The following is an 18,947-nucleotide window of genomic DNA, read 5'->3' on the forward strand; positions in this document are numbered from 1 at the left end:
TATTTTCCTCGCGCGCCATCAGGACGGTGAAGTCCTCGTTGGCGGCAAGTTCCTGTTTCAGCACCTTCAGCGCCACCAGGTTGCCGGAAATTTCCGAGCGCGCCTTATAGACATGAGAGGTGCCGCGGCGGCCCAGCAGGCATTCGATCCTGTAGGTATTGTTCAGCAGGTCACCCGGCTGGAACAAGTCGCCAGGGCGCGATTCAAGCATGGAAGTCTCCCTGGCCTCTGGTCTGGCGCGGGTCGGGGCGGAGTTCAGCCCAGAGCCTGGAATTCAACACGGCGGTTTTCATCAGCGCGCGTATTGTTTTCATTGAAGGGTGCGGTTTCACCCATGCCGATGGCTTTGAGCATATCCTCGCTCACACCGCAGGAGCTGATCAGGTGGCGGCGCACTTCCTGCGCCCGCAACAGTGACAGCCGTTCATTATAGGCGGCGGATCCAGAGCTGTCGGTATGGCCGATGATCTGGAACACGGTGCCATCGAGAGCCTTCATCGACGCGCACATATTGGCCAGTTTCGGCGCCTGATCGGCGCGTAGCGCGGCGCTGTCGAAATCAAAGGAGATCTGGACATTGATCTGGGTCTGCCGGTCGACAGGATTGTATTCCTCGGCTGCGGCGGCAACAGTTGCGGTTTCCTGCGCAGGATCTTCGGCCGCAGCTGCGCTGCTTGGCACGATCACCAGGCCGCGGGTCTTCTGCTTTTTGAAAGCTTCGGTGATTTCCTCGACCGACAATTCGCCGCCATTCGACTGTGCCTGAGCCAGTGTAGCGACTATCAGGCCCGCACCAAGAACACTTGCAAAAATTCCTTTAAGGCGGATCATGCCCGGCGCCCTCCCCTGCCATTTCAACATGGCTGGCAGTCTATACCAGCACCTGCGGCCTGCCAATGGCAGGCAGAGTGCAGAGCGGGAAAAAAACACGGTGTTTCCGGCAAGTTGTAATCAGGGGGTTTACTGCCGGGCGGCGAGGGATTGAAATGGGCGCAGATGATCCGGGAGGGAAAATGCGGGTTCTGCCAGCTGTAATAATCGCCATTGGCCTTGTGCTGGCTCCGGCAGTTTGGTTCGGGCTCAGCTGGCTGCTGAGCGAAGAAGACTTCCAAGGGGCGGGCGGCGTGGATTCGACCGCGCGGATCGAGATCGAGATGCTGCGCCAGCAGGTCGAGGATCTGCAATCCCGGATGACGGATTTGCAGAGCGAGGTTGCCAGCCTGCCCGCTGGAGGGGCAGGAGGCGGCACCCCTTTTACCGATGACGCAGCCGGGGAAGCCGCGATCTGGAACCAGACCGGCGGCGCCGATCTGGATTACGCCCAGGTGGTGCTGATCGCCGACCGGCTGAACGTGAACCGGGGCCTGCGGGTCACCGGCGGCAGGTATCTGACGGAGAAACTGGGCCGCCCGCGGGAGGAATTGAACGACACCTGCCAGCCGATGACCAATGCGAACCTCAAGGAAAAGCTGGTCACCGAACGGGTCGGGCCGATCCGGGTCAGCATGCTGCGCCCGGCGATCGAAAGCCTGAAGGTCGTGTTCGAGAACATCCGCCAGGCGGATCCGGATCTTTATGCCCGCATCAACACAGCCGGTGCTCTGTGTGTGCGGCGGATCCGCGGCACCGCAAATTCATTGTCCACCCACAGCTATGGCCTTGCCGTTGATCTGAATATTGACGGCAAGCTGGATAATTTCACCGACGGCAAGACCCAGCTGGGACTGACCATCATGGCGGATTTTTTCTATGATCAGGGCTGGGTCTGGGGCGCCGGGTTCCGGCGTGAGGACAGCATGCATTTCGAGATCAGCCGGCGCCAGTTGGATGCATGGATCGCCGATGGTCAGCTGTGATGGTGTTCCGCGGTTCTGCCTGTCAGCTTTCCAGCCCGTAAGCCTGCCGGATTCCCCGTTGGGTTCCCGGTCCGAAGTCCCCATCAATGGCGCCGGTGTAGAAATTGTTCTCCTTCAGTTTCTGCTGAAGGGAGCGCCGGGTCTGCGCTGTGAACATATTGGGCCGCTCGCTCAGCAGATTGAGCACATCCGAACTGCCGCTGCGCAACGCCGCATAGAGATAATGGGCTGAATCTTCCGGGCCTTTCGACGGGATCAGGCCGTCATCTATGAGGGCCGCAAAATTGAACTGGGCCTGGGGATGGCGCAGATCCGCGGCGCGCTCAAAGAAGGTCAGGGCTTTTTTCGGGTTGGCAGGCAGCCCCAATCCGCCCTGATAGTGCAGGAAACCGAGATCGTTGATTGCATCAGCAAAATCCTGGGCAGCGGCCGCCTGGTACAGTTCCAGGGCCCTGGAAGGGTCCGCGGCGACACCTGTGCCGCGCTCATAGAGCTTGGCCAGTTCGAACTGCGCCTCGGGCGAGCCGGCCTCGGACGCCCGCTGCAGGAAGCCGACCGCCGCAGCAGGATCAAACCGGCCCTCATTCGGGTTGAGCCTGATATAGGCCAGGCCCAGCATCGAGCGGGTATCGCCGAGATCGGCCAGCGCCAGCAGCTGCTCTTCCTGGTCGGGCTTCAGCGCCGCCCAGGCTTCGGAGGCATCCGCGACCGTGACCGGAGCATCATTCTCCCCCGGGCCGGCGAGATAGAAGGGCACGCCTGTCAGCGAGCCATAGGTATGAGGTTCCTGCAGATTGGCGGTGTTTTCCATCACCCGGTCGCGCACCTGGCGGAACATCAGGCTGATCTCCAGCCCTGGCTGCACCATCTTTTCTATCAGTGCAGCGGCATAGGGCGAGTTGCTGCCGCTGCCGTCCAATGCCACCTGGCCGTCCTTGGCGGCAAAGGCCACCAGGGTGCCGCGGTCCGGATCGGCTGCTGCCATGCCGCCGCCGCCGCGGGTCGTGGCGGTGGCGGCGGTGTCCTGGCCGCTGCTTTGCGCCAGCGCAATTGAATCACCCAACGGGTTGTCGCGGCAGCTGTCAAGGATCACGATCCGCATCTTGCGGGCCCGGTCCACTGCCGCCAGCAGTTGCTTCAGGGACAAGGACTGTCGCTGCACATCGCGGTTGCTGGCCACCTCGGCATCTGCCGGGATCAGAAAATTCTCGCCCTGCACCTCGATCCCGTGGCCGGCGAAATAGACCAGCGCCAAATCCGCCACTTCGGAACGGAAAGTGAAATCCTCCAGTAGCTGCACCATAGCGGAGGTGCCGGGGTCCAGAGCGAGGCTGACGTCAAAGCCGATCCCTTCCAGCGTGTCCGCCATCGCCACAGCATCATTGCGGGTGTTCTCCAGCGGCGGCAGGTGCTGATAATCCGCCACGCCGATAACCAGAGCAATGCGATCGCTTGCGGCCTGCGCATTCGCTGCAACAAGCAGGCAGGCTATGAAGATCAGAGGTTTGATGAAGAACGACATGCGGATACCCGGGCTGGCAGTTTCAGCTATGGCCCAATGTAGTCCGCTGCGGCAGCAAAGAAAAAGAAAATTCGCCGCTGGCGAAAGCGATATGACAGCCCCGCCCGGCCCGGGCGGGGCTGTCAAATTTCAGGCGCTCGTCAGGTTGCCTGCAGCGCGCAGCCGCTCGCGCAGCTTCTCCAGCGTGACGCCGGCCGCGGCGGCCGGCAGGTCGGCAGGCCCGGATTCATCAACCTGCGCCTGCACGCGCTTGTAGAAACCGGAGAGCCCGGACAGAGTCTGGATCACCAGATCAAAATCCTGCAAAGAGCGCAGCTCCTGGCTGGTTGGGGCAGTGCCCCGTTCCAGCACGTCCAGAACCACGTTTTCCAACGCTTGCATCTGGCTGCGCAACTGCTCCATCTCCCAGGCCGACGCGGCGCATAATTCGCCTAGGGCTTTGTCGGGACGATCCATGGTTATAGCCGCCCGACGACCTGTTCGATGGCCTGTTTCATTGTGGCCACCGTGAACGGCTTGCGGATAATATTGTTCAGCCCCAGCTGTTTGCCCACCTGGATCATCTCTGGAGTCGGTTTACCGGTTACCAGAATGAATCCAACCCGCTGGGTCATCTGATGGCCGCGTACTGCCTGCAGCAGCCCCAACCCGTCCATGCCCGGCATGTTGTAGTCCGACAGCACCAGATGCACCGGGGTCTGGGTCAGTTTCTGAAAGGCGGACTGGCCGGCGTTCTCGACCATGTAGTTTTTGATGCCGATCTCATCCAGGCTTTGTGTGATGATCCCCCGGCTTGTCGACATGTCGTCAACGACCATAACGCGGAGAGAGTCTTTCAAGCTCATTTTTCTTTCCTTCTGCTCTGCTTGCAGCCGCGGTCAGGTTTTCCTGCCTGCGGGTAAGTTGACGTAAGTGGTGATCCCGGCCGTCTTCAGCTGCTGCGCCGCCGGGCCGGACATGCGCTCGGAGTGGCCGATGAAGAGGTAACCGCCCGGGTTCAGGGCATTTTGGAAGGCGCTCCAAACTTTCTGCTGGGTTGGGGTGTCGAAATAAATCGCAACATTCCGGCAGAAAATCGCATCGAACCTGCCGCGGAACGGGAAGGGTTCAATCAGGTTCAGCACCCCGAAAGTGATCAGCTTGCGCAGACTTTCGGGAAAGCGTCCGTCGGGACCGCATTTGGGTACCAGCTTGCTGTATTTAGCATCAATCTGGGCCAGTTCGTCCTCAGGGTACTTCGCCGCTTGGGCATGCTGGACCACAACCGGATCAATATCGGTGCCCAGGATCTTGAAATCCAGCTGCGCAGCTTCCGGACAGATGTCCAATACCGTCATGGCAATCGAATAGGGCTCCTGCCCGTTCGAGCAGCCCGCCGACCACAACCGCACCCGGCCGCCGCGGCGCGCCTGTTCGATCAGCGGCGGCAATACGTCGTTGCGCAGCGTCTCGAAATGGTGCGGCTCGCGGAAGAAATGAGTCACGTTGGTGGTCAGCAGCGACAGCAGCCCGCTGCGTTCCTGGTCGGCATGCGGACCGTCCAGGCTGGCCAGGTAATCCTTGAACCTGGTGATGTTGCGCTGGCGCAGCTTGCGGGCCAGACGCGAAGACACCAAGGGCTTTTTGCTGCTGGCCATTGCCAGGCCGAAGTGTTTGTGCGCGAACTGCGCGATGGCTTCGAATTCCTGGTCCGTCAGCGAAAAGTTTTCTGTGCCGGGAGAGATGGAACCTTCTGCCCTCACGGCATCACCTGCTCCGGAGCCGAGATCACCGCATCCAGATTGATGATGCGCACCATGGTATCATCGTGCGAGATAATCCCCTGGATGTACTCCATCGTGTTGCGGCTATCGACCGGCGGGGTATCCTGGATGTCGTCCGGATTGATCGAGATGATTTCGGAGACCGACTCGGCCAGCAGGCCGACCGGCTTGCCATGCACCGACACGACGATGACCACATTACGCTCGCTGGCTTCGGTCTGCTGCAGGCCGAAACGGGCGGACAGATCGTAGATCGGGATCACCGCACCGCGCAGGTTCATCACCCCCAGCACATCGGCCGGGGCATGCGGCAGGATCGTTACCGGTGACCAGCGCCTGATCTCGCGGATCTGGGTGATCTTCAGGCAGAAGGCCTGCCCGGCCACGGAGAAGCTGACAAACTCGCTGTGTTCAGCGTGTCTCAGTTCCTGATCGGTTTGCTTCACTTCAGCTTGCATTGCTCATTCTCCGCTCGGTGTCAAAGGCGGCTGCCGTGGGCGAGGCCGCAATGATGCTTTCAGGGTCCAGGATCATGGCGATCTTGCCGTCGCCAAGGATGGTTGCAGCGGCGACGCCGGCGATCTCTCCGCAGACGCCGTCCAGGCTTTTGATCACCACTTGGCGCTGGTCGTGGATGTCATCCACCGCCAGGGCGCAGCGCTGGCCGGTTTCGGTTTCCACCAGCAGGTAGACGCCGGCCTGCCGGTCGCTTTTGCGGTTCAGCCCCAGGCTGCCGGCAACGTCGCAGATGGGCACGAAATTGCCGCGGATCGACAGCAGAGTGCCGTCGGCGCCGAGGCTGTTGATCATGTCATCGCTGCCGCGCATGGTTTCGACGATCGAGGTGATCGGCACCACCATGGTCTGGTCGGCAACCGATACCACCATGCCGTCCATCACCGCCAATGTCAGCGGCAGGATGATGGTGAAGGTCGACCCCTTGCCGGGGGTGGAGGAGATGTTGATGCGGCCGCCCAGGCCGGTCACCGCATTCTTCACCACATCCATTCCGACACCGCGGCCGGAGAGGTTGGAGACCTCCTTGGCGGTGGAGAAGCCGGGCATGAACAGCAGATTGTCGATCTCGCCGTCAGTCAGCTCGGCATTTTCCGGGATCAGGCCCTTTTCGATCGCGATCTGCTTGACCCGCGGGCGGTTCACACCGGCGCCGTCATCCTTAATTTCAATGCAAACACTGCCGGACCGATGGGAGGCCGACAGCCGGATTTCACCTATCTTGGATTTCCCGGCGGCTTCCCGGTCCTCGGGCTTTTCGACCCCGTGGTCCACCGCATTGCGCAGAATATGGGTCAGCGGGTCGGACAGCCGTTCGATTACCGTCTTGTCGACTTCGGTGTTTTCGCCCTCATTCACGAGTTTACAGGTTTTACCGGTTGCAGCCGAAGCTTCGCGGACGATCCGGGCCATGCGCTGGAACAGCGGTTTCACCGGCTGCGCGCGGATGGCCATGACACCTTCCTGGATGTCACGCGCGAGGTTTTTGAAACCTTCAAGCTCTGTTTCAACGTCCCGTGTATCAGAGACGTCGAGGTTGGCGATTTGCTGCGCCAGCATCGAGTGATTGATGATAAGCTCCCCGACAGCGTTGATCAGCCGGTCCACCCGCTCGAGTTCGACGCGGAGCGTGGGCTTGGGACCGCCGCGCTGCTCCTGCATGCCGCTCTCGGTTTTCGGGGCCGATGCCTTTTCTTCGGCAGCTGCCGGTTTGGCTTCGGGTTCAGGTGCGGGGACCGGCGGTTCAAAAGGGACTGCGGATGCCTCCCCCCCGGCTGCGTCGGCTGCAACCGGTGCGCTGAACATAGCGTCCAGTGCTGCCAGTGCCTTGGCTTCAGCTTCTGCGTCGCCATCGCCTTCGATCGACAGTTCGCAAAGACCTTCGACAAATTCGAAGACTGCTTCGACAATCGACCGGGAGTCCCTGGTCACCAAAGTGATGTCCCAAGCCAGGTAGCTTTCGCTCATATCCATCGCGTCAAAGCCGGGCAGCTCGGTTTCGTCAAGCTTCACGGTCAGATCGCCCATGTCCCTAAGCGCCTGGAACAGGAAGAACGGCTCATTGCCGGTGCCGTACATTTCCTTCAGCGGCCGGAACCTGATCCGGTAGGTTTCCTGCTGCGGTTCTGCCGGTGTTTCCGGCATGATGCCAAGATCGGCCACCGGCACGGGAGCGCCAAGCCCCATCGGCTCGAAGGTGAGGTCTTCCTCTTCTTCGGGGATGTACTCATCCAGTGCCGCCAGCAGCGTGTCGTGATGCGCCTCGTCTATCTGGCCGCCGTCGCGGGCGGCTTCGACCAGCGCTGACAGGTGGTCGCTGGAGCGCAGCAGCAGCTGGATCAGCTTTCCATCCAGTTCCATCCGGCCGGCGCGCACTTCGTCAAACACGGTTTCGAACCTGTGGGCAAAGGCCACCAGATCGTCCAGGCCAAAGGCCCCGGCGCCCCCTTTGATCGAGTGCACGGCACGGAAGATTGCGTTGACTATCTCAGGGTCGTGATCGCCTCCTTCGATGGCGGTCAGCCCCTCATCCGTTGCTTCAAGGAGCTCTTCGCACTCCTCAAAGAAGGTATCCTGAATCGAACCCGACATCTTAGGCCGCAGCTCCTGTCACACGCTTGAGAGCGAAGATCAGTGACGCATCGTCAAACGGTTTGGTGATCCAGCCGGTGGCGCCGGCGCCGCGGGCGCGGGATTTCAGCTCAGGTGCGCTTTCGGTGGTCAGAACCAGGATCGGCACCTTGGAATTGATCCCGGTGCCGCGCAGTTCCTCGATCACGCCGAAACCGTCGAGGTTGGGCATGTTGATGTCGGTAATCACGACGTCCGGATCGACGTTGGGATACATGTCCACGCCTTCGCGGCCATCGACCGCGCAGTGGTATTCAAAACCGGCCTCTTCCAGGGTCGCGGCCAGAAGATTCCGGATTGTGCGGGAATCGTCGATTGCCAGAACTTTGGTCTTCATGCTGTTTCCTCGTCTTCAAATCGGTTGGGCTCCAGCCCCAGAAGCGTCAGGGACTTGCGGCAGGATTCGGTTATGTGGGTGACGGAGAAGCCTACCCCCTCGGACCGCCATTGCTGCTCTGCCCCGAGCAGAAGCTGCAGGCAGCGGGAGGGCATCAAGGCAACGCCGCGGCAGTCAATTTCGACTGCATTGGAACGTGCCCCTTGAAGAAAGGCGATCAGCGGATCCAGTTCCGCGAAGGCATTGGGCAGATCCAAAACATGTTTTTGCGTTTCCGTAGTCATTGTCGGCGATTCGCACCCCCGTTGTCGGCGATCAGTTCGAGTTTGATGATGGAATGGATATGCGGCGGGCCTTAACATTTGATTGCCGGTGCGCTCGCGTAGAGGGGGGATTCTTAAGGAGATTGGCAGCCATTCAGCCGGAGAAATCTTCTCAATTTTTATCTGTGGCGGACGGACCGTGGAAACACCTGGCGGCTGTGGTGAGGGAGCGGATGCAATCCGTTTGCAACCTGAGGGAGTATGTTTACTCAGCCTTTACCGAGTAGCGCCGCAGCGCTGCGGAATTCAGCATTTTTTGCAATCATGCGGGGCGGATCACCCCCCTCCGTAAGCCGCAAATTAACGTATGCTGCGCATCCTGAGAAACATCATGCTTTGCGGGAGCCTAAACCGCAATGCTCTCAGGAGGACGGAATGAAAGCGCTAAAATCGCTCAAGCTGGCACATAAGCTGCCGCTGTTTATTGTTGGATTCTGTGTGCTCGTAACGGCGATTCTCGTCACGATCAGCACGATCAGCTTCCAGAACAGTGCAGAGAAAAATGCCGAAGACCAGTTCCGCTCCATGGTGGCGGACCGGAAGTATGCGGTACAGACACTGTTGGACGGAATTCATGCGGATGTGCAGACACTGGCGGCAGTACCGTCGACTGCAACCGCGATCGAATGGCTGACGATGACCTGGAACGATCTGGACGGAAATCCGGGACAGATCCTGCGTCAGGCCTACATAGACGATAACCCGAATCCGCTCGGGCAGAAGCATCTGCTGACGCGTGGGAAGGGTGACTCGCCTTATCACATGCATCACGAAAGCTTTCATCCGGCGTATAAGACCCTGATCGAAAGCAAGGGCTACTATGATGCCTTCCTGATCAACCTGGCCGGCGACATCGTTTATTCGGTGTTCAAGGAGAGTGATTTCGGAACCAACATGATGACCGGCCCGTATAAGGGCTCCGGCCTGGCAAAGGCGTACCGCTCTGCCCTGGAAGGCAGCCGCGGCGAGGTGTTCTTTGCTGATATGGACCCCTATGCGCCCTCTGCCGGTGCCGCAGCGGCCTTTGCTGCCGCGCCTGTTGTGAACGACGCCAATCTGACGGTCGGCGTGCTGGCAGTGCAGATTCCGGTGGATCTGATGGGGGCCATTGTCAACAATGACCAGGGTATGGGGCAAACCACCCAGATCTATATTGTCGGCTCAGACATGAAAGCCCGGACCACTTCGCGGTTCGAAGATGGCTATCAAGTGCTGTCGCAACTGCCATCTGCGGCCCAGATCACAGCGGCCTTTGACGGAGACTCGCACGTCCGGAAAGATGTGCCCGGGCTGACCGGCCATGCCGTGCTTGCCTATTCCGAACCGCTGCCGCTGGAATTCGCAAATTGGGCAATCATTGCCGAACAGGACTGGGCCGAACTGATGGCCCCAGCGGTGGAGAAGCGCAACATGCTGCTGCTTGCCTCGTTGTTCTGCGCGGCGGTCATGTCCTTCTGCGGCTGGCTTTTCGCCCGCTCTATCACGCGGCCGATCGACCGGATCTGCAGCAATATGGAGGCCGTGTCGTCCGGTGAACTCGATACCCATATCGAAGAGGCGAACCGGGGTGATGAAATCGGCAAGATCGGCAAGACTCTTGTCTCGATGCAGGACGACCTGAAACTGGCCCGTGCCGCAGAAGAGGAACGCGCGGAAATGCAGCGGCAGCAGCAAGATGTTGTCGAAAGCCTGAGCGCCGGGCTGGTGCAGTTGGCCGAAGGCGATTTCTCCCAGGCGATCCAAGACGCGTTTCCGGAGGAATACGAGCAGCTGCGGGAAAACTACAACAGCACGGTCCGCAACCTCAGCTCCACGGTCCGGCAGGTGATTGAAGCCTCCGGGAGCATCCGCAATGGAGCCGCTGAGATCAGCCAGGCGTCGGACGACCTGTCTCACCGCACCGAAAGCCAGGCGGCTACGCTGGAAGAGACAGCTGCGGCATTGGATGAACTGACTGCGTCTGTGAAATCCGCTGCCGAAGGCGCCCGCAGCGTCGAGGCCACAATGGCCAAGGCCCGGACGGAAGCGGAGAACAACCGGGAAGTTGTGCAGAGCGCCGTGTCTGCGATGACCGAGATCGAGCAGTCCTCGAACCATATCTCGCAAATCATCTCGGTGATTGACGACATCGCTTTTCAGACCAACCTCCTGGCGCTGAACGCCGGCGTCGAGGCTGCGCGGGCGGGTGAAGCAGGCAAGGGATTTGCCGTGGTTGCCTCGGAAGTGCGCGCCCTGGCGCAGCGGTCTTCGGATGCAGCGATGGAAATCAAGACGCTGATCGGCGACAGCACCAAACAAGTCGAGCGCGGCGTTGATCTGGTCGGGAAGGCCGGCGAGGCGCTGCAAAGCATCGTTGAGCAGGTCACCCATATTTCGCAACTGGTATCCGGCATTGCCGAAGGCGCGGCTGAACAGTCGACAGGCTTGCATGAGATCAATACCGGCGTCACCCAGCTGGATCAGGTGACGCAGCAGAATGCGGCGATGGTGGAAGAAGCAACCGCGGCCGGGCATATGCTGAACACTGATGCTGGCAAGCTGACTGAACTGGTTGCCCAATTCCGGGTGGCTGACGGCGGCGCAGCCCCGGCTGCAGCCCGTCCCGCATTCTCGGCGGCGCCCGCTCCGGCGGCCAAACCTGCGCCCTCGGCACACGGTGAGGCAAACTGGGAGATCGAGGCCTGCCCGGTGCCCGCCGCGGCGGCCGCCAGCGGCAATGCTGCGCGCGATCTCTGGCAGGACTTCTAAACACTCACCGAGGGCGCCGCAGCTTCGGCTACGGCGCCCTCACACATGTCAACCTGTGCCTGCCATTCCGAGGGCATTGCAAATTGACTGGGGATCCCATTGCCTTCTCGAAATATATTGATCATTACCACTGACCGCAGCTTTGCCCGCAATTTGCAAAGCTACATGGAATCCGCCTACCCCGGCATGAAGGTTCTGTTGGCCAACAATCTGATGATGGCCTACAATCAAGCAGAGGCCGCGCAGCCGGTTTTTGCCTTTGTGGAAGACGGGTTTTCCAAACTGCCTGAATTTGAAATGATGATGGCGCTGTTTTCTGCAATGGACACCCGTTGGGTGGCCGTCATGGACACTCAGTCCGCGACGCCGGCCAGAAAGTCCTCGCCGCTGCTGGATGTCGGAGCGGGCATTTTCGAGCTGACGAAAGCGGATCATCCCAGCCAGTTTGCCCAGTATTTCGACATGATGATCAATGCGCCGCGGCGCCGCGCCCGTGCGGCCCCGGGCACCGCCGGCGCCCGGCCTTCTGCCGCGGCCACTGCCAGCAAGAAGCTGATCCTGATCGGGTCTTCTACCGGTGGTGTCGAAGCGTTGCGCAGCATTCTGGTCGGCTTCCCCTTTGACTGCCCGCCGACGCTGATTGTCCAGCATACCGGCAGGAACTTCGGATCCGGTCTGGTGTCGCTTCTTGACCGGCTGTGCCCGGCGCGGGTGCGTGCCGCCGAAGACGGAACAGCCTTGGAGCCGGGCCATGTCTATGTTGCTGCAGGCCAGCGCCGCCACATGGGGCTGAGCAGCCGCAGGCCGCTGCGCCTGCGGATGAAGGACGGACCTGATATTTCGGGCCATACTCCGTCTGTAGACGCTCTGTTCACCTCTGCCGTGCCTTATGGAAAGGACGTTGTAGCCACGATCCTGACCGGTATGGGCCACGACGGCGCCCAGGGGCTTCTGGAGCTGCGCAAGGCCGGCGCGAAGACCTTTGCCCAGGACGAAAAGTCCTCGGTTGTCTATGGGATGCCCAGGGTGGCCTGGGATATCGGCGCCGCACAGCAGCAGGTACCACTGCCACGGATGGCAAGCACACTGTTACAGGCCAGCAAGGCCTGAACGTACCACAGGAAGGACCAAAAACTTTGACCACTGTCTTCGCCAATTCAAAGTCTGTAACAGTTCTGCAAGGGGAATACCGGGTGACCACTGATCCGAAGACCGTTTTTTCAACGGTGCTCGGTTCATGTATTGCAGCCTGTATTTATGATCCGGAAAATGGTGTGGGCGGAATGAATCATTTTCTGCTGGCCAATGCCCGCCAGGGCGGCGCGGCCAATGCCCGGTATGGAATCCATGCGATGGAACTTCTGATCAATGGTGTTCTGAAAAAGGGGGCAATCCGGTCCAACCTGAAAGTCAAGGTGTTCGGCGGCGCCAAAATGTCCGCAAACCTGTCGGACATCGGGGCAGCCAATGCCGATTTTGTACAGCAGTTCCTGCGGGATGAAGGCATTCCCTGCATCTCCTCCAGCGTTGGCGGCACCTCGGCCCGCCGGGTGCGGTTCCATGCGTGCTCCGGCGCGGCTCAGCAAACCCATGTGCAAGACGACCGCAAGCTCGGCGAATTGGAGCAGCGCGCGGCGGCGCGGCCCATTCCGGCCCCTGCTGCGGCCGGCGGAAGTGCAGGCGTGGTCGATCTATTCTGATTTGGAACGCCGGCAAAGGTCAGTTCGGGCAATCGAAATTTTCGTTTGCCCGTGCCTGCCCGCGGAGGTAGTTCCTAGGAATGATGACAAAAATCCAAACTTCAGTTTACGCATTCCTGGTTCCGCCCGGAGCCTGGCGGGGCCTTTTGACTTCTGTTGCCTTGTTTTTGGGCTTGGCGGTCATGGCGCAGGCGCAGATTACGGTCTTCGCTGCATCCAGCACCAAAACAGCGCTGGATGAGGCTGCAGCCGGCTACTTGGCTGAAACCGGACAGGCTGCCACATTGTCTTACGCAGGCTCCTCGGCGCTGGCACGGCAGATTCAGCTTGGCGCCCCGGCGGATGTCTTCATCTCGGCGAATCCCGGCTGGATGGACGTGTTGCAGCAGGACGGGCTGATTGCTCCTGCCTCGCGGCTGGATTTGCTGACAAACCGGCTGGTTCTCATTGCACATGGGGCAGATGCCGCGCCGCTGGACCTGGAGACTGCCGACCTGGGCGCACTGCTGGGGGAGGGCCGGCTGGCGATGGCGCTGGTTGATGCGGTTCCGGCCGGGATCTACGGCAAAGCCGCACTGACCGCATTGGGGCAATGGCCCTCCGTTGCGTCCAAAGTGGCGCAGGCCGCCAACGTGCGCGCCGCCCTGGCGCTGGTGGCATCGGGCGAGGCGCCATTGGGTGTGGTCTATGCCACCGATGCACGGGCCAGCAGCAATGTCACAGTGGTCGCGGCTTTCCCGGAGGGCAGCCATCCCCCGGTCCTCTACCCGGCTGCGGTAGTCTCAGGCGGCAATGCAGCTGAGGCCGGGGCTTTTCTTGACTATTTGCGGAGCCCGGCAGGCCGCGGCATCTTTCTGCGCCACGGGTTCGGAGTGGCTGATCAGTGAGCACCGCTGCAGCATGGCTTAGCCCCGAGGAGTGGCAGGCCGTGATGCTGTCACTGCGGGTTTCGCTGTGGGCAACGCTGGCCGCGCTGCCGCCGGCGGTCTTTGTGGCCTATGCGCTGGCACGCTGGAAATTTCCTGGTAAGCAGCTCCTGAACAGCCTGGTGCATCTGCCGCTGATCCTGCCGCCGGTTGTGACCGGCTATTTGCTGCTGATGATGTTTGGGACCAAAGGGCCCATCGGCGGGGCGCTGCAGCAGATCGGTATCGTCTTTGCTTTCCGCTGGACCGGAGCAGCGCTGGCCGCGGGTGTTATGGCCTTTCCGCTGATGGTGCGGGCGATCCGCCTGTCGGTTGAGGCCGTGGATCCCAAGCTGGAACAGGCCGCTGCCACGCTGGGTGCCTCACGGGCGGTATGCTTTGCTATCGTCACACTGCCGATGATCCTGCCTGGCCTGATCGCCGGCACAGTGCTGGGGTTTGCCAAGGCGATGGGGGAGTTCGGGGCGACGATCACCTTCGTCTCCAGCATTCCGGGGCAGACGCAGACGCTGCCGTCGGCGATTTATACTTTTCTGCAGGTGCCAGGCGGTGAGACCGCAGCACTGCGGCTGACGCTGGTGTCGATTGCCATTGCATTGATGGCTCTTCTGATATCGGAATACCTGGCCCGCAAGGCAGCCGACAGGTCGGGAGGGCGCTGATGCTGTCGGTTACATTGCAACACAAGCTGCCTGGTCTAGGCTTGAATGTTCACTTCGAGGCCCCGTCAGGTGTAACCGTGCTGTTTGGCAGATCCGGAACCGGCAAAACCACAGTGATCCAGGCTGTAGCGGGCTTGTTGCAGCCGGATCAGGGACGGGTGACGCTTGGGGACGAGGTTCTGTTTGATACCGGCCAACGCCAGTGGCTGCCGCCGCACAAACGCCGGATGGGCTATATCTTTCAGGAGGGGCGGCTGTTTCCCCATCTGACCGTACGGCAGAACCTGCTGTTCGGGCAATGGTTTGCGCCGCGTGGCGCCAAACGGGAAAGCCTGAACCGGGTGGTGGAGCTGCTGGGGATCGGCCCCTTGCAGCAGCGCCGGCCCGGATTGCTGTCAGGCGGTGAAAAGCAGCGGGTGGCGATCGGCCGGGCGCTGCTGGCGGCGCCGCGGATGATACTTGCGGATGAACCGTTGTCGGCGTTGGATGAGGCGCGCAAAGCTGAGATCCTGCCCTATTTCGAGCGGTTGCGGGACGAAGTCGGCATTCCGATCCTTTATGTCAGCCACTCGGCCGCCGAGGTGGCCCGGCTGGCGACAACGGTTGTGGTGCTGCAGGACGGCCAAGTGCTGCGTCAGGGCAGTGCCGCTGAGGTTCTGAGCGACTCTGCGGTCCTGCCAGCCGGGGTGCGGGCCGCTGGCGCGCTGCTGGAGGCGCAGGTGGTCTGCCACCATGCCGACGGGCTGACAGAACTCAACGCCGGCGGCGTGCCGCTGTTCCTGCCGCAAATCGCTAAGTCGCTTGGCAGCCCGGTGCGGGTGCGGATCCTGGCGCATGACGTGATCCTGTCGCGGCACCGGCCCGAGGGCCTGTCGGCGCTCAACATTCTGCCGGGCACGGTCGAGCATGTCCGCATCGGCAGCGGCCCAGGCGCAATGGTGTCATTGCAGACGCCCGCAGGCCGGGTGCTGGCGCGGGTGACACGGCGGTCGGCGCAAGCCTTGGAGCTGGAGGCCGGGGCTGAGTGTTTTACCGTGGTTAAAACTGTCTCCATCGCGCCGGAGGATATAGGCGCTGGCGGGTAAGCCGGTCCGCGTCTTCAAAAATACCAAAACAATCCTTCAGGTATTCTTGCTACGGAAATAAGTTCGAATGCGGCCGCGGGGCGGCTATTGATGGGGCAGCAGTTCAGCAGGAAAGGCAGCCGATGACCAAACGATCCTATTACGCACCCGAAGGCGGGTTGCCGCCGCAGACCCAGCTGCTGACTGACCGCGCCATGTTCACCGAGGCTTATGCGGTGATCCCCAAAGGCACGATGAGCGACATCGTAACAAGCCTGCTGCCGTTCTGGGACAAGGCGCGGTTCTGGGTGCTGTCGCGGCCATTGTCCGGATTTGCTGAGACATTCTCGCAATACATCGCCGAAGTGCAGCCAGGCGGCGGCAGCGACCGGCCGGAAACGGAGCCCGGCGTGGAGGCGGTTCTGTTCGTCGTGAAGGGCTCGATGACCCTGACCATTGACGGCGCTGCACATGAAATGGAGGAGGGCGGCTATGCCTTTCTGCCGCCGCTTGCCAGCTGGTCACTGCGCAACAACGGGGACGCACCAGTGCGATTCCACTGGGTACGCAAGGCGTATCAAGCCGTTGCGGGGCTGGACGCGCCCGAGGCCTTTGTCACCAATGAAAACCATGTCGATCCCACTCCGATGCCGGAGACCGAAGGCAAATGGGCGACGACGCGGTTTGTCGATCCGAACGATCTGCGCCACGACATGCATGTGACGATCGTGACTTTCGAGCCCGGTGCGGTGATCCCGTTTGCCGAGACCCATGTGATGGAACATGGGCTTTACGTGCTGGAGGGCAAGGCGGTTTACCGGTTGAACCAGGACTGGGTCGAGGTAGAGGCCGGCGATTACATGTGGCTGCGCGCCTTCTGCCCGCAGGCCTGTTATGCGGGCGGGCCGGGTAAGTTCCGCTATCTGCTGTACAAGGACGTGAACCGGCATATGCCGCTGGCCCCGCTGCGCTGACACGCGGGCGGAGCGCCCGGCCCGGATATGTGCCCGGGCGCTGCCCGGCTGTTCAGCCGGGCCGGGTTTCCACAGCTGCGGGCGCGCCCAATCCATAAGAAAGTTTTTCCGCGGCGTCCTTCACCAGGGCGCCGATACCGTTGATACCGCCGTCCGGCATCCGCGCGGTTGGGCCGGAGATGGAAATTCCTGCCAGCACCTCGCCCTGCATGCCAAAGACCGGCGCCGCCACGCAGCGCATGCCCGGCGCCTTTTCCTCATCATCGAAAGACCAGCCGCGGCTGCGGATCTGTTCCAGATCACCGCGCAGGGCTTCGGGGGAGGTCAGGGTTTTGCCGGTGAATTGCTCCAGCACCCGGCCGCGCAGGAACCGGGTCAGCTGATCCTCCCCGAAACAGCTGAGCAGCGCCTTGCCGATGCCGGAGGCGTGCATCGGCGAGGTGGTCCCCGGCGGGAAGAAGGCGCGGATCGACTCATGCGTTTCCACCTGGCTCACGAACATGACGTCGCCGCCGCGCTCGATGCCGAGGTTCGAGGTCTCGCCGGTGGTCTCCATCAGCTCGCGCATCACCGGCCGCGCCCGTTCGATCACGCTGGAGCGGCGCAGGAAAGCTGAGCCGAGACGGAAGGCCATGGCGCCGATGTGCCAGGTTTGCGACTGCGGCTCCATCTCGACGATCTGGCGCGCCTCCAGCGTCGCCAGCACCCGGTACATGGTGGCCGCCGACTGATCCAGCGCCGTTGACAACTCGGTTAGCGTCATGCCGCTGGCGCCGGCCAGCGCATCCAGCACGTCCAGCGCCCGGTCCAGCGCCTGGATGGTGGCCGGCTGACTGGTGGAATCAAAGCTTTTGGGGCGGCCTTTACGGCGCGGCGGCTGGGGCATTTTCAAGCCTTCCTTGGCAATTCAAGCAGCAGCTTATGTATAAAGCTGAAAATCATTTCTGTACAGTGAAAAAAGTAAAGTCATTGAAATTATGCAGAAAATCGCCAATTTTTCATTTATTGAAAGCTTTTTTCAAAAAAGTATCCCTGCACGCCGCTCTCTCTTACAGTGAAGGAAATCGCCACAGGAGGGCACGACATGAGCTTTCAAAACCCGGTTTTCATTCCCGGTCCGACCAATATGCCCGAAGCGCTGCGCAAGGCAGTGGACATGCCGACGCTGGACCACCGCTCGCCGCTGTTCGGCCAGATCCTGCACCCGGCGCTGGCTGGCGTAAAGAAGGTTCTGAAAAGCGAGAGCGCCGGGATCTTCGTGTTTCCGTCAACCGGCACCGGCGGCTGGGAAACCGCGATTACCAACACGCTGAACGCAGGCGACAAGATCCTGGCTGCGCGCAACGGCATGTTCAGCCACCGCTGGATTGACATGTGCCAGCGACACGGGCTGGACGTTCAGGTTGTCGAAACCCCTTGGGGCGAAGGCCTGCCGGCGGATCGCTATGAGGAAATCCTGACCGCCGACAAATCCCACGAGATCAAAGTGGTTCTGGCCACCCACAACGAGACCGCAACCGGCGTCAAATCCGACATCGCCGCCGTGCGCCGCGCGCTGGACGCCGCGGGCCATCCGGCGCTGCTGTTTGTGGATGGTGTCTCCTCGATCGCCTCGATGGACTTCCGGATGGATGAATGGGGCGTCGATATTGCCGTCACCGGCTCGCAAAAAGGTTTCATGCTGCCGCCGGGTCTGGCCATCGTCGGCTTCTCGCCCAAGGCAATGGCGGCTGCCAAGACCGCGACCCTGCCGCGCACCTTCTTTGATATCAAGGACATGGCTGCTGGTTACGCCAACAGCGCCTATCCCTACACGCCGTCTGTCGGATTGCTCAACGGTCTGAACATGGCCTGTGGTATGCTGCTGGACGAAGGGCTGGAGAATGTCTTTGCCCGTCACCACCGGATTGCCGAGGGTGTCCGCGCCGCGGTCCGGGCCTGGGGGCTGGAGCTGTGCGCCGTGTCGCCGGAGGTCTACTCCGACAGCGTCAGCGCCATCCGAACGCCCGAAGGCTTTGATGCGAACAAATTCGTCAGCCTGGCGGCGGAGAAATACGGCGTCGCCTTTGGCACCGGTCTGGGTGAAGTCGCGGGCAAGGTGTTCCGCATTGGCCACCTGGGCAGCCTGACCGATGTGATGGCGCTCTCGGGCATTGCGACCGCTGAAATGGTCATGGCTGACCTGGGGCTGAACATCCAGCTGGGTTCCGGCGTTGCTGCTGCGCAGGACTACTACCGCGGCAACACCGCCAACAGCGCCAAGGCCGCCGCTTAATGAAGGATACCGCTATGTATATCCCGACTTACGAGGACATGCTGGCCGCGCATGAGCGCATCCAGCCGCATATCCGGCGCACGCCGGTGCGCACTTCGGCCTATCTGAATGAGCTGACCGGCGCCGAGCTGTTCTTCAAATGCGAGAACTT

The 18,947-nt window shown here is 61.3% G+C and carries 19 protein-coding genes and 2 pseudogenes; 10 read left to right on the plus strand and 11 right to left on the minus strand.

The genetic code is table 11. The features are described 5' to 3' along the window. Positions 1-211: pseudogene (locus tag VOI29_RS11695) on the minus strand (serine/threonine protein kinase); the annotation flags it as partial. A 44-nt stretch (positions 212-255) separates the two neighbouring features. Then, positions 256-831, minus strand: coding sequence for an OmpA family protein (locus tag VOI29_RS11700; RefSeq protein ID WP_323778923.1), 576 nt, complete (start codon positions 829-831; stop codon positions 256-258). Between the two features lie 182 nt (positions 832-1,013). On the opposite strand from VOI29_RS11700, the gene VOI29_RS11705 reads away from it, so the two are divergent. Then, positions 1,014-1,856, plus strand: a complete 843-nt coding sequence (locus tag VOI29_RS11705; RefSeq protein ID WP_323778925.1) for a M15 family metallopeptidase — start codon at positions 1,014-1,016, stop codon at positions 1,854-1,856. A 22-nt stretch (positions 1,857-1,878) separates the two neighbouring features. Here VOI29_RS11705 and VOI29_RS11710 read toward each other — a convergent pair whose 3' ends face one another. The 8 genes from VOI29_RS11710 to VOI29_RS11745 all read right to left on the minus strand — a co-directional run bounded on the left by VOI29_RS11710 (position 1,879) and on the right by VOI29_RS11745 (position 8,408). Next, positions 1,879-3,378 carry a caspase family protein gene (locus tag VOI29_RS11710; protein ID WP_323778927.1) on the minus strand — a complete coding sequence of 500 codons (1,500 nt, stop codon included), beginning with the start codon at positions 3,376-3,378 and terminating at the stop codon, positions 1,879-1,881. A gap of 129 nt (positions 3,379-3,507) precedes the next feature. Further along, a complete protein-coding gene (locus VOI29_RS11715) occupies positions 3,508-3,834 on the minus strand; it encodes a hypothetical protein (RefSeq protein ID WP_323778929.1) in 327 nt (108 codons plus the stop codon). A 2-nt stretch (positions 3,835-3,836) separates the two neighbouring features. Then, positions 3,837-4,223 carry a response regulator gene (locus tag VOI29_RS11720; protein WP_323778930.1) on the minus strand — a complete coding sequence of 129 codons (387 nt, stop codon included), beginning with the start codon at positions 4,221-4,223 and terminating at the stop codon, positions 3,837-3,839. 33 nt (positions 4,224-4,256) lie between these two features. After that, on the minus strand, positions 4,257-5,120 hold the full coding sequence (locus VOI29_RS11725; protein ID WP_323778932.1) for a protein-glutamate O-methyltransferase: 864 nt from the start codon (positions 5,118-5,120) through the stop codon (positions 4,257-4,259). Beyond that, entirely contained in the window at positions 5,117-5,599 is a 483-nt protein-coding gene (locus VOI29_RS11730) for a chemotaxis protein CheW (protein WP_323778934.1), read from the minus strand. The genes VOI29_RS11725 and VOI29_RS11730 overlap by 4 nt, the downstream gene beginning before the upstream one ends. Further along, positions 5,589-7,748, minus strand: a complete 2,160-nt coding sequence (locus tag VOI29_RS11735; RefSeq protein WP_323778936.1) for a chemotaxis protein CheA — start codon at positions 7,746-7,748, stop codon at positions 5,589-5,591. The genes VOI29_RS11730 and VOI29_RS11735 overlap by 11 nt, the downstream gene beginning before the upstream one ends. Before the next feature lies 1 nt (position 7,749). Next, on the minus strand, positions 7,750-8,124 hold the full coding sequence (locus VOI29_RS11740) for a response regulator (protein WP_024092563.1): 375 nt from the start codon (positions 8,122-8,124) through the stop codon (positions 7,750-7,752). Beyond that, the gene (locus VOI29_RS11745) at positions 8,121-8,408 is read right to left on the minus strand and encodes an STAS domain-containing protein (RefSeq protein WP_323778939.1); all 288 of its coding nucleotides are present in this window, start codon (positions 8,406-8,408) and stop codon (positions 8,121-8,123) included. Before VOI29_RS11745 ends, VOI29_RS11740 begins: the two co-directional genes overlap by 4 nt. A gap of 414 nt (positions 8,409-8,822) precedes the next feature. Here VOI29_RS11745 and VOI29_RS11750 point away from each other — a divergent pair, with 414 nt between their 5' ends. The 7 genes from VOI29_RS11750 to VOI29_RS11780 all read left to right on the plus strand — a co-directional run bounded on the left by VOI29_RS11750 (position 8,823) and on the right by VOI29_RS11780 (position 16,521). Next, complete coding sequence (locus VOI29_RS11750) at positions 8,823-11,195, plus strand: methyl-accepting chemotaxis protein (protein WP_323778941.1); 2,373 nt, start codon at positions 8,823-8,825, stop codon at positions 11,193-11,195. Positions 11,196-11,360: 165 nt separating this feature from the next. Continuing rightward, positions 11,361-12,305, plus strand: coding sequence for a CheB methylesterase domain-containing protein (locus VOI29_RS11755; RefSeq protein WP_323778943.1), 945 nt, complete (start codon positions 11,361-11,363; stop codon positions 12,303-12,305). Between the two features lie 26 nt (positions 12,306-12,331). Beyond that, the gene (locus VOI29_RS11760) at positions 12,332-12,895 is read left to right on the plus strand and encodes a chemotaxis protein CheD (protein WP_323778944.1); all 564 of its coding nucleotides are present in this window, start codon (positions 12,332-12,334) and stop codon (positions 12,893-12,895) included. Positions 12,896-13,077: 182 nt separating this feature from the next. Continuing rightward, positions 13,078-13,782: a molybdate ABC transporter substrate-binding protein gene (modA, locus tag VOI29_RS11765; RefSeq protein ID WP_323778946.1), complete on the plus strand. Its 705-nt coding sequence runs from the start codon at positions 13,078-13,080 to the stop codon at positions 13,780-13,782. Continuing rightward, complete coding sequence (gene modB / locus VOI29_RS11770) at positions 13,779-14,483, plus strand: molybdate ABC transporter permease subunit (protein WP_323778948.1); 705 nt, start codon at positions 13,779-13,781, stop codon at positions 14,481-14,483. Before modA ends, modB begins: the two co-directional genes overlap by 4 nt. Then, positions 14,483-15,568 (plus strand): molybdenum ABC transporter ATP-binding protein, encoded by a 1,086-nt coding sequence (modC, locus tag VOI29_RS11775; RefSeq protein WP_323778949.1) that lies wholly within the window; start codon positions 14,483-14,485, stop codon positions 15,566-15,568. Before modB ends, modC begins: the two co-directional genes overlap by 1 nt. A 122-nt stretch (positions 15,569-15,690) precedes the next feature. Further along, positions 15,691-16,521 (plus strand): bifunctional allantoicase/(S)-ureidoglycine aminohydrolase, encoded by an 831-nt coding sequence (locus VOI29_RS11780; protein WP_323778951.1) that lies wholly within the window; start codon positions 15,691-15,693, stop codon positions 16,519-16,521. Between the two features lie 52 nt (positions 16,522-16,573). On the opposite strand, the gene bhcR is transcribed toward VOI29_RS11780, so the two are convergent. Beyond that, positions 16,574-17,407, minus strand: coding sequence for an HTH-type transcriptional regulator BhcR (gene bhcR, locus VOI29_RS11785; RefSeq protein WP_323778953.1), 834 nt, complete (start codon positions 17,405-17,407; stop codon positions 16,574-16,576). Positions 17,408-17,605: 198 nt separating this feature from the next. Here bhcR and bhcA point away from each other — a divergent pair, with 198 nt between their 5' ends. Both bhcA and VOI29_RS11795 read left to right on the plus strand, forming a co-directional pair. Then, the gene (gene bhcA, locus VOI29_RS11790; protein ID WP_323778955.1) at positions 17,606-18,796 is read left to right on the plus strand and encodes an L-aspartate--glyoxylate aminotransferase BhcA; all 1,191 of its coding nucleotides are present in this window, start codon (positions 17,606-17,608) and stop codon (positions 18,794-18,796) included. Next, a pseudogene (locus VOI29_RS11795) lies at positions 18,796-18,947 on the plus strand (threonine/serine dehydratase); the annotation flags it as partial. The gene bhcA and the pseudogene VOI29_RS11795, both read left to right, overlap by 1 nt.

Origin of the sequence: Leisingera sp. (genome assembly GCF_034669605.1) — a bacterium.
Lineage (GTDB): Bacteria > Pseudomonadota > Alphaproteobacteria > Rhodobacterales > Rhodobacteraceae > Leisingera.

Excerpts from the sequence above, each read along its gene's own strand:
- VOI29_RS11700 (WP_323778923.1), bottom strand. The coding sequence starts at position 831 with ATGATCCGCCTTAAAGGAATTTTTGCAAGTGTTCTTGGTGCGGGCCTG.
- VOI29_RS11705 (WP_323778925.1), top strand. The coding sequence starts at position 1,014 with ATGCGGGTTCTGCCAGCTGTAATAATCGCCATTGGCCTTGTGCTGGCT.
- VOI29_RS11710 (WP_323778927.1), bottom strand. The coding sequence starts at position 3,378 with ATGTCGTTCTTCATCAAACCTCTGATCTTCATAGCCTGCCTGCTTGTT.
- VOI29_RS11715 (WP_323778929.1), bottom strand. The coding sequence starts at position 3,834 with ATGGATCGTCCCGACAAAGCCCTAGGCGAATTATGCGCCGCGTCGGCC.
- VOI29_RS11720 (WP_323778930.1), bottom strand. The coding sequence starts at position 4,223 with ATGAGCTTGAAAGACTCTCTCCGCGTTATGGTCGTTGACGACATGTCG.
- VOI29_RS11730 (WP_323778934.1), bottom strand. The coding sequence starts at position 5,599 with ATGCAAGCTGAAGTGAAGCAAACCGATCAGGAACTGAGACACGCTGAA.
- VOI29_RS11735 (WP_323778936.1), bottom strand. The coding sequence starts at position 7,748 with ATGTCGGGTTCGATTCAGGATACCTTCTTTGAGGAGTGCGAAGAGCTC.
- VOI29_RS11740 (WP_024092563.1), bottom strand. The coding sequence starts at position 8,124 with ATGAAGACCAAAGTTCTGGCAATCGACGATTCCCGCACAATCCGGAAT.
- VOI29_RS11745 (WP_323778939.1), bottom strand. The coding sequence starts at position 8,408 with ATGACTACGGAAACGCAAAAACATGTTTTGGATCTGCCCAATGCCTTC.
- VOI29_RS11750 (WP_323778941.1), top strand. The coding sequence starts at position 8,823 with ATGAAAGCGCTAAAATCGCTCAAGCTGGCACATAAGCTGCCGCTGTTT.
- VOI29_RS11755 (WP_323778943.1), top strand. The coding sequence starts at position 11,361 with ATGGAATCCGCCTACCCCGGCATGAAGGTTCTGTTGGCCAACAATCTG.
- modA (WP_323778946.1), top strand. The coding sequence starts at position 13,078 with ATGGCGCAGGCGCAGATTACGGTCTTCGCTGCATCCAGCACCAAAACA.
- modC (WP_323778949.1), top strand. The coding sequence starts at position 14,483 with ATGCTGTCGGTTACATTGCAACACAAGCTGCCTGGTCTAGGCTTGAAT.
- VOI29_RS11780 (WP_323778951.1), top strand. The coding sequence starts at position 15,691 with ATGACCAAACGATCCTATTACGCACCCGAAGGCGGGTTGCCGCCGCAG.
- bhcR (WP_323778953.1), bottom strand. The coding sequence starts at position 17,407 with ATGCCCCAGCCGCCGCGCCGTAAAGGCCGCCCCAAAAGCTTTGATTCC.
- bhcA (WP_323778955.1), top strand. The coding sequence starts at position 17,606 with ATGAGCTTTCAAAACCCGGTTTTCATTCCCGGTCCGACCAATATGCCC.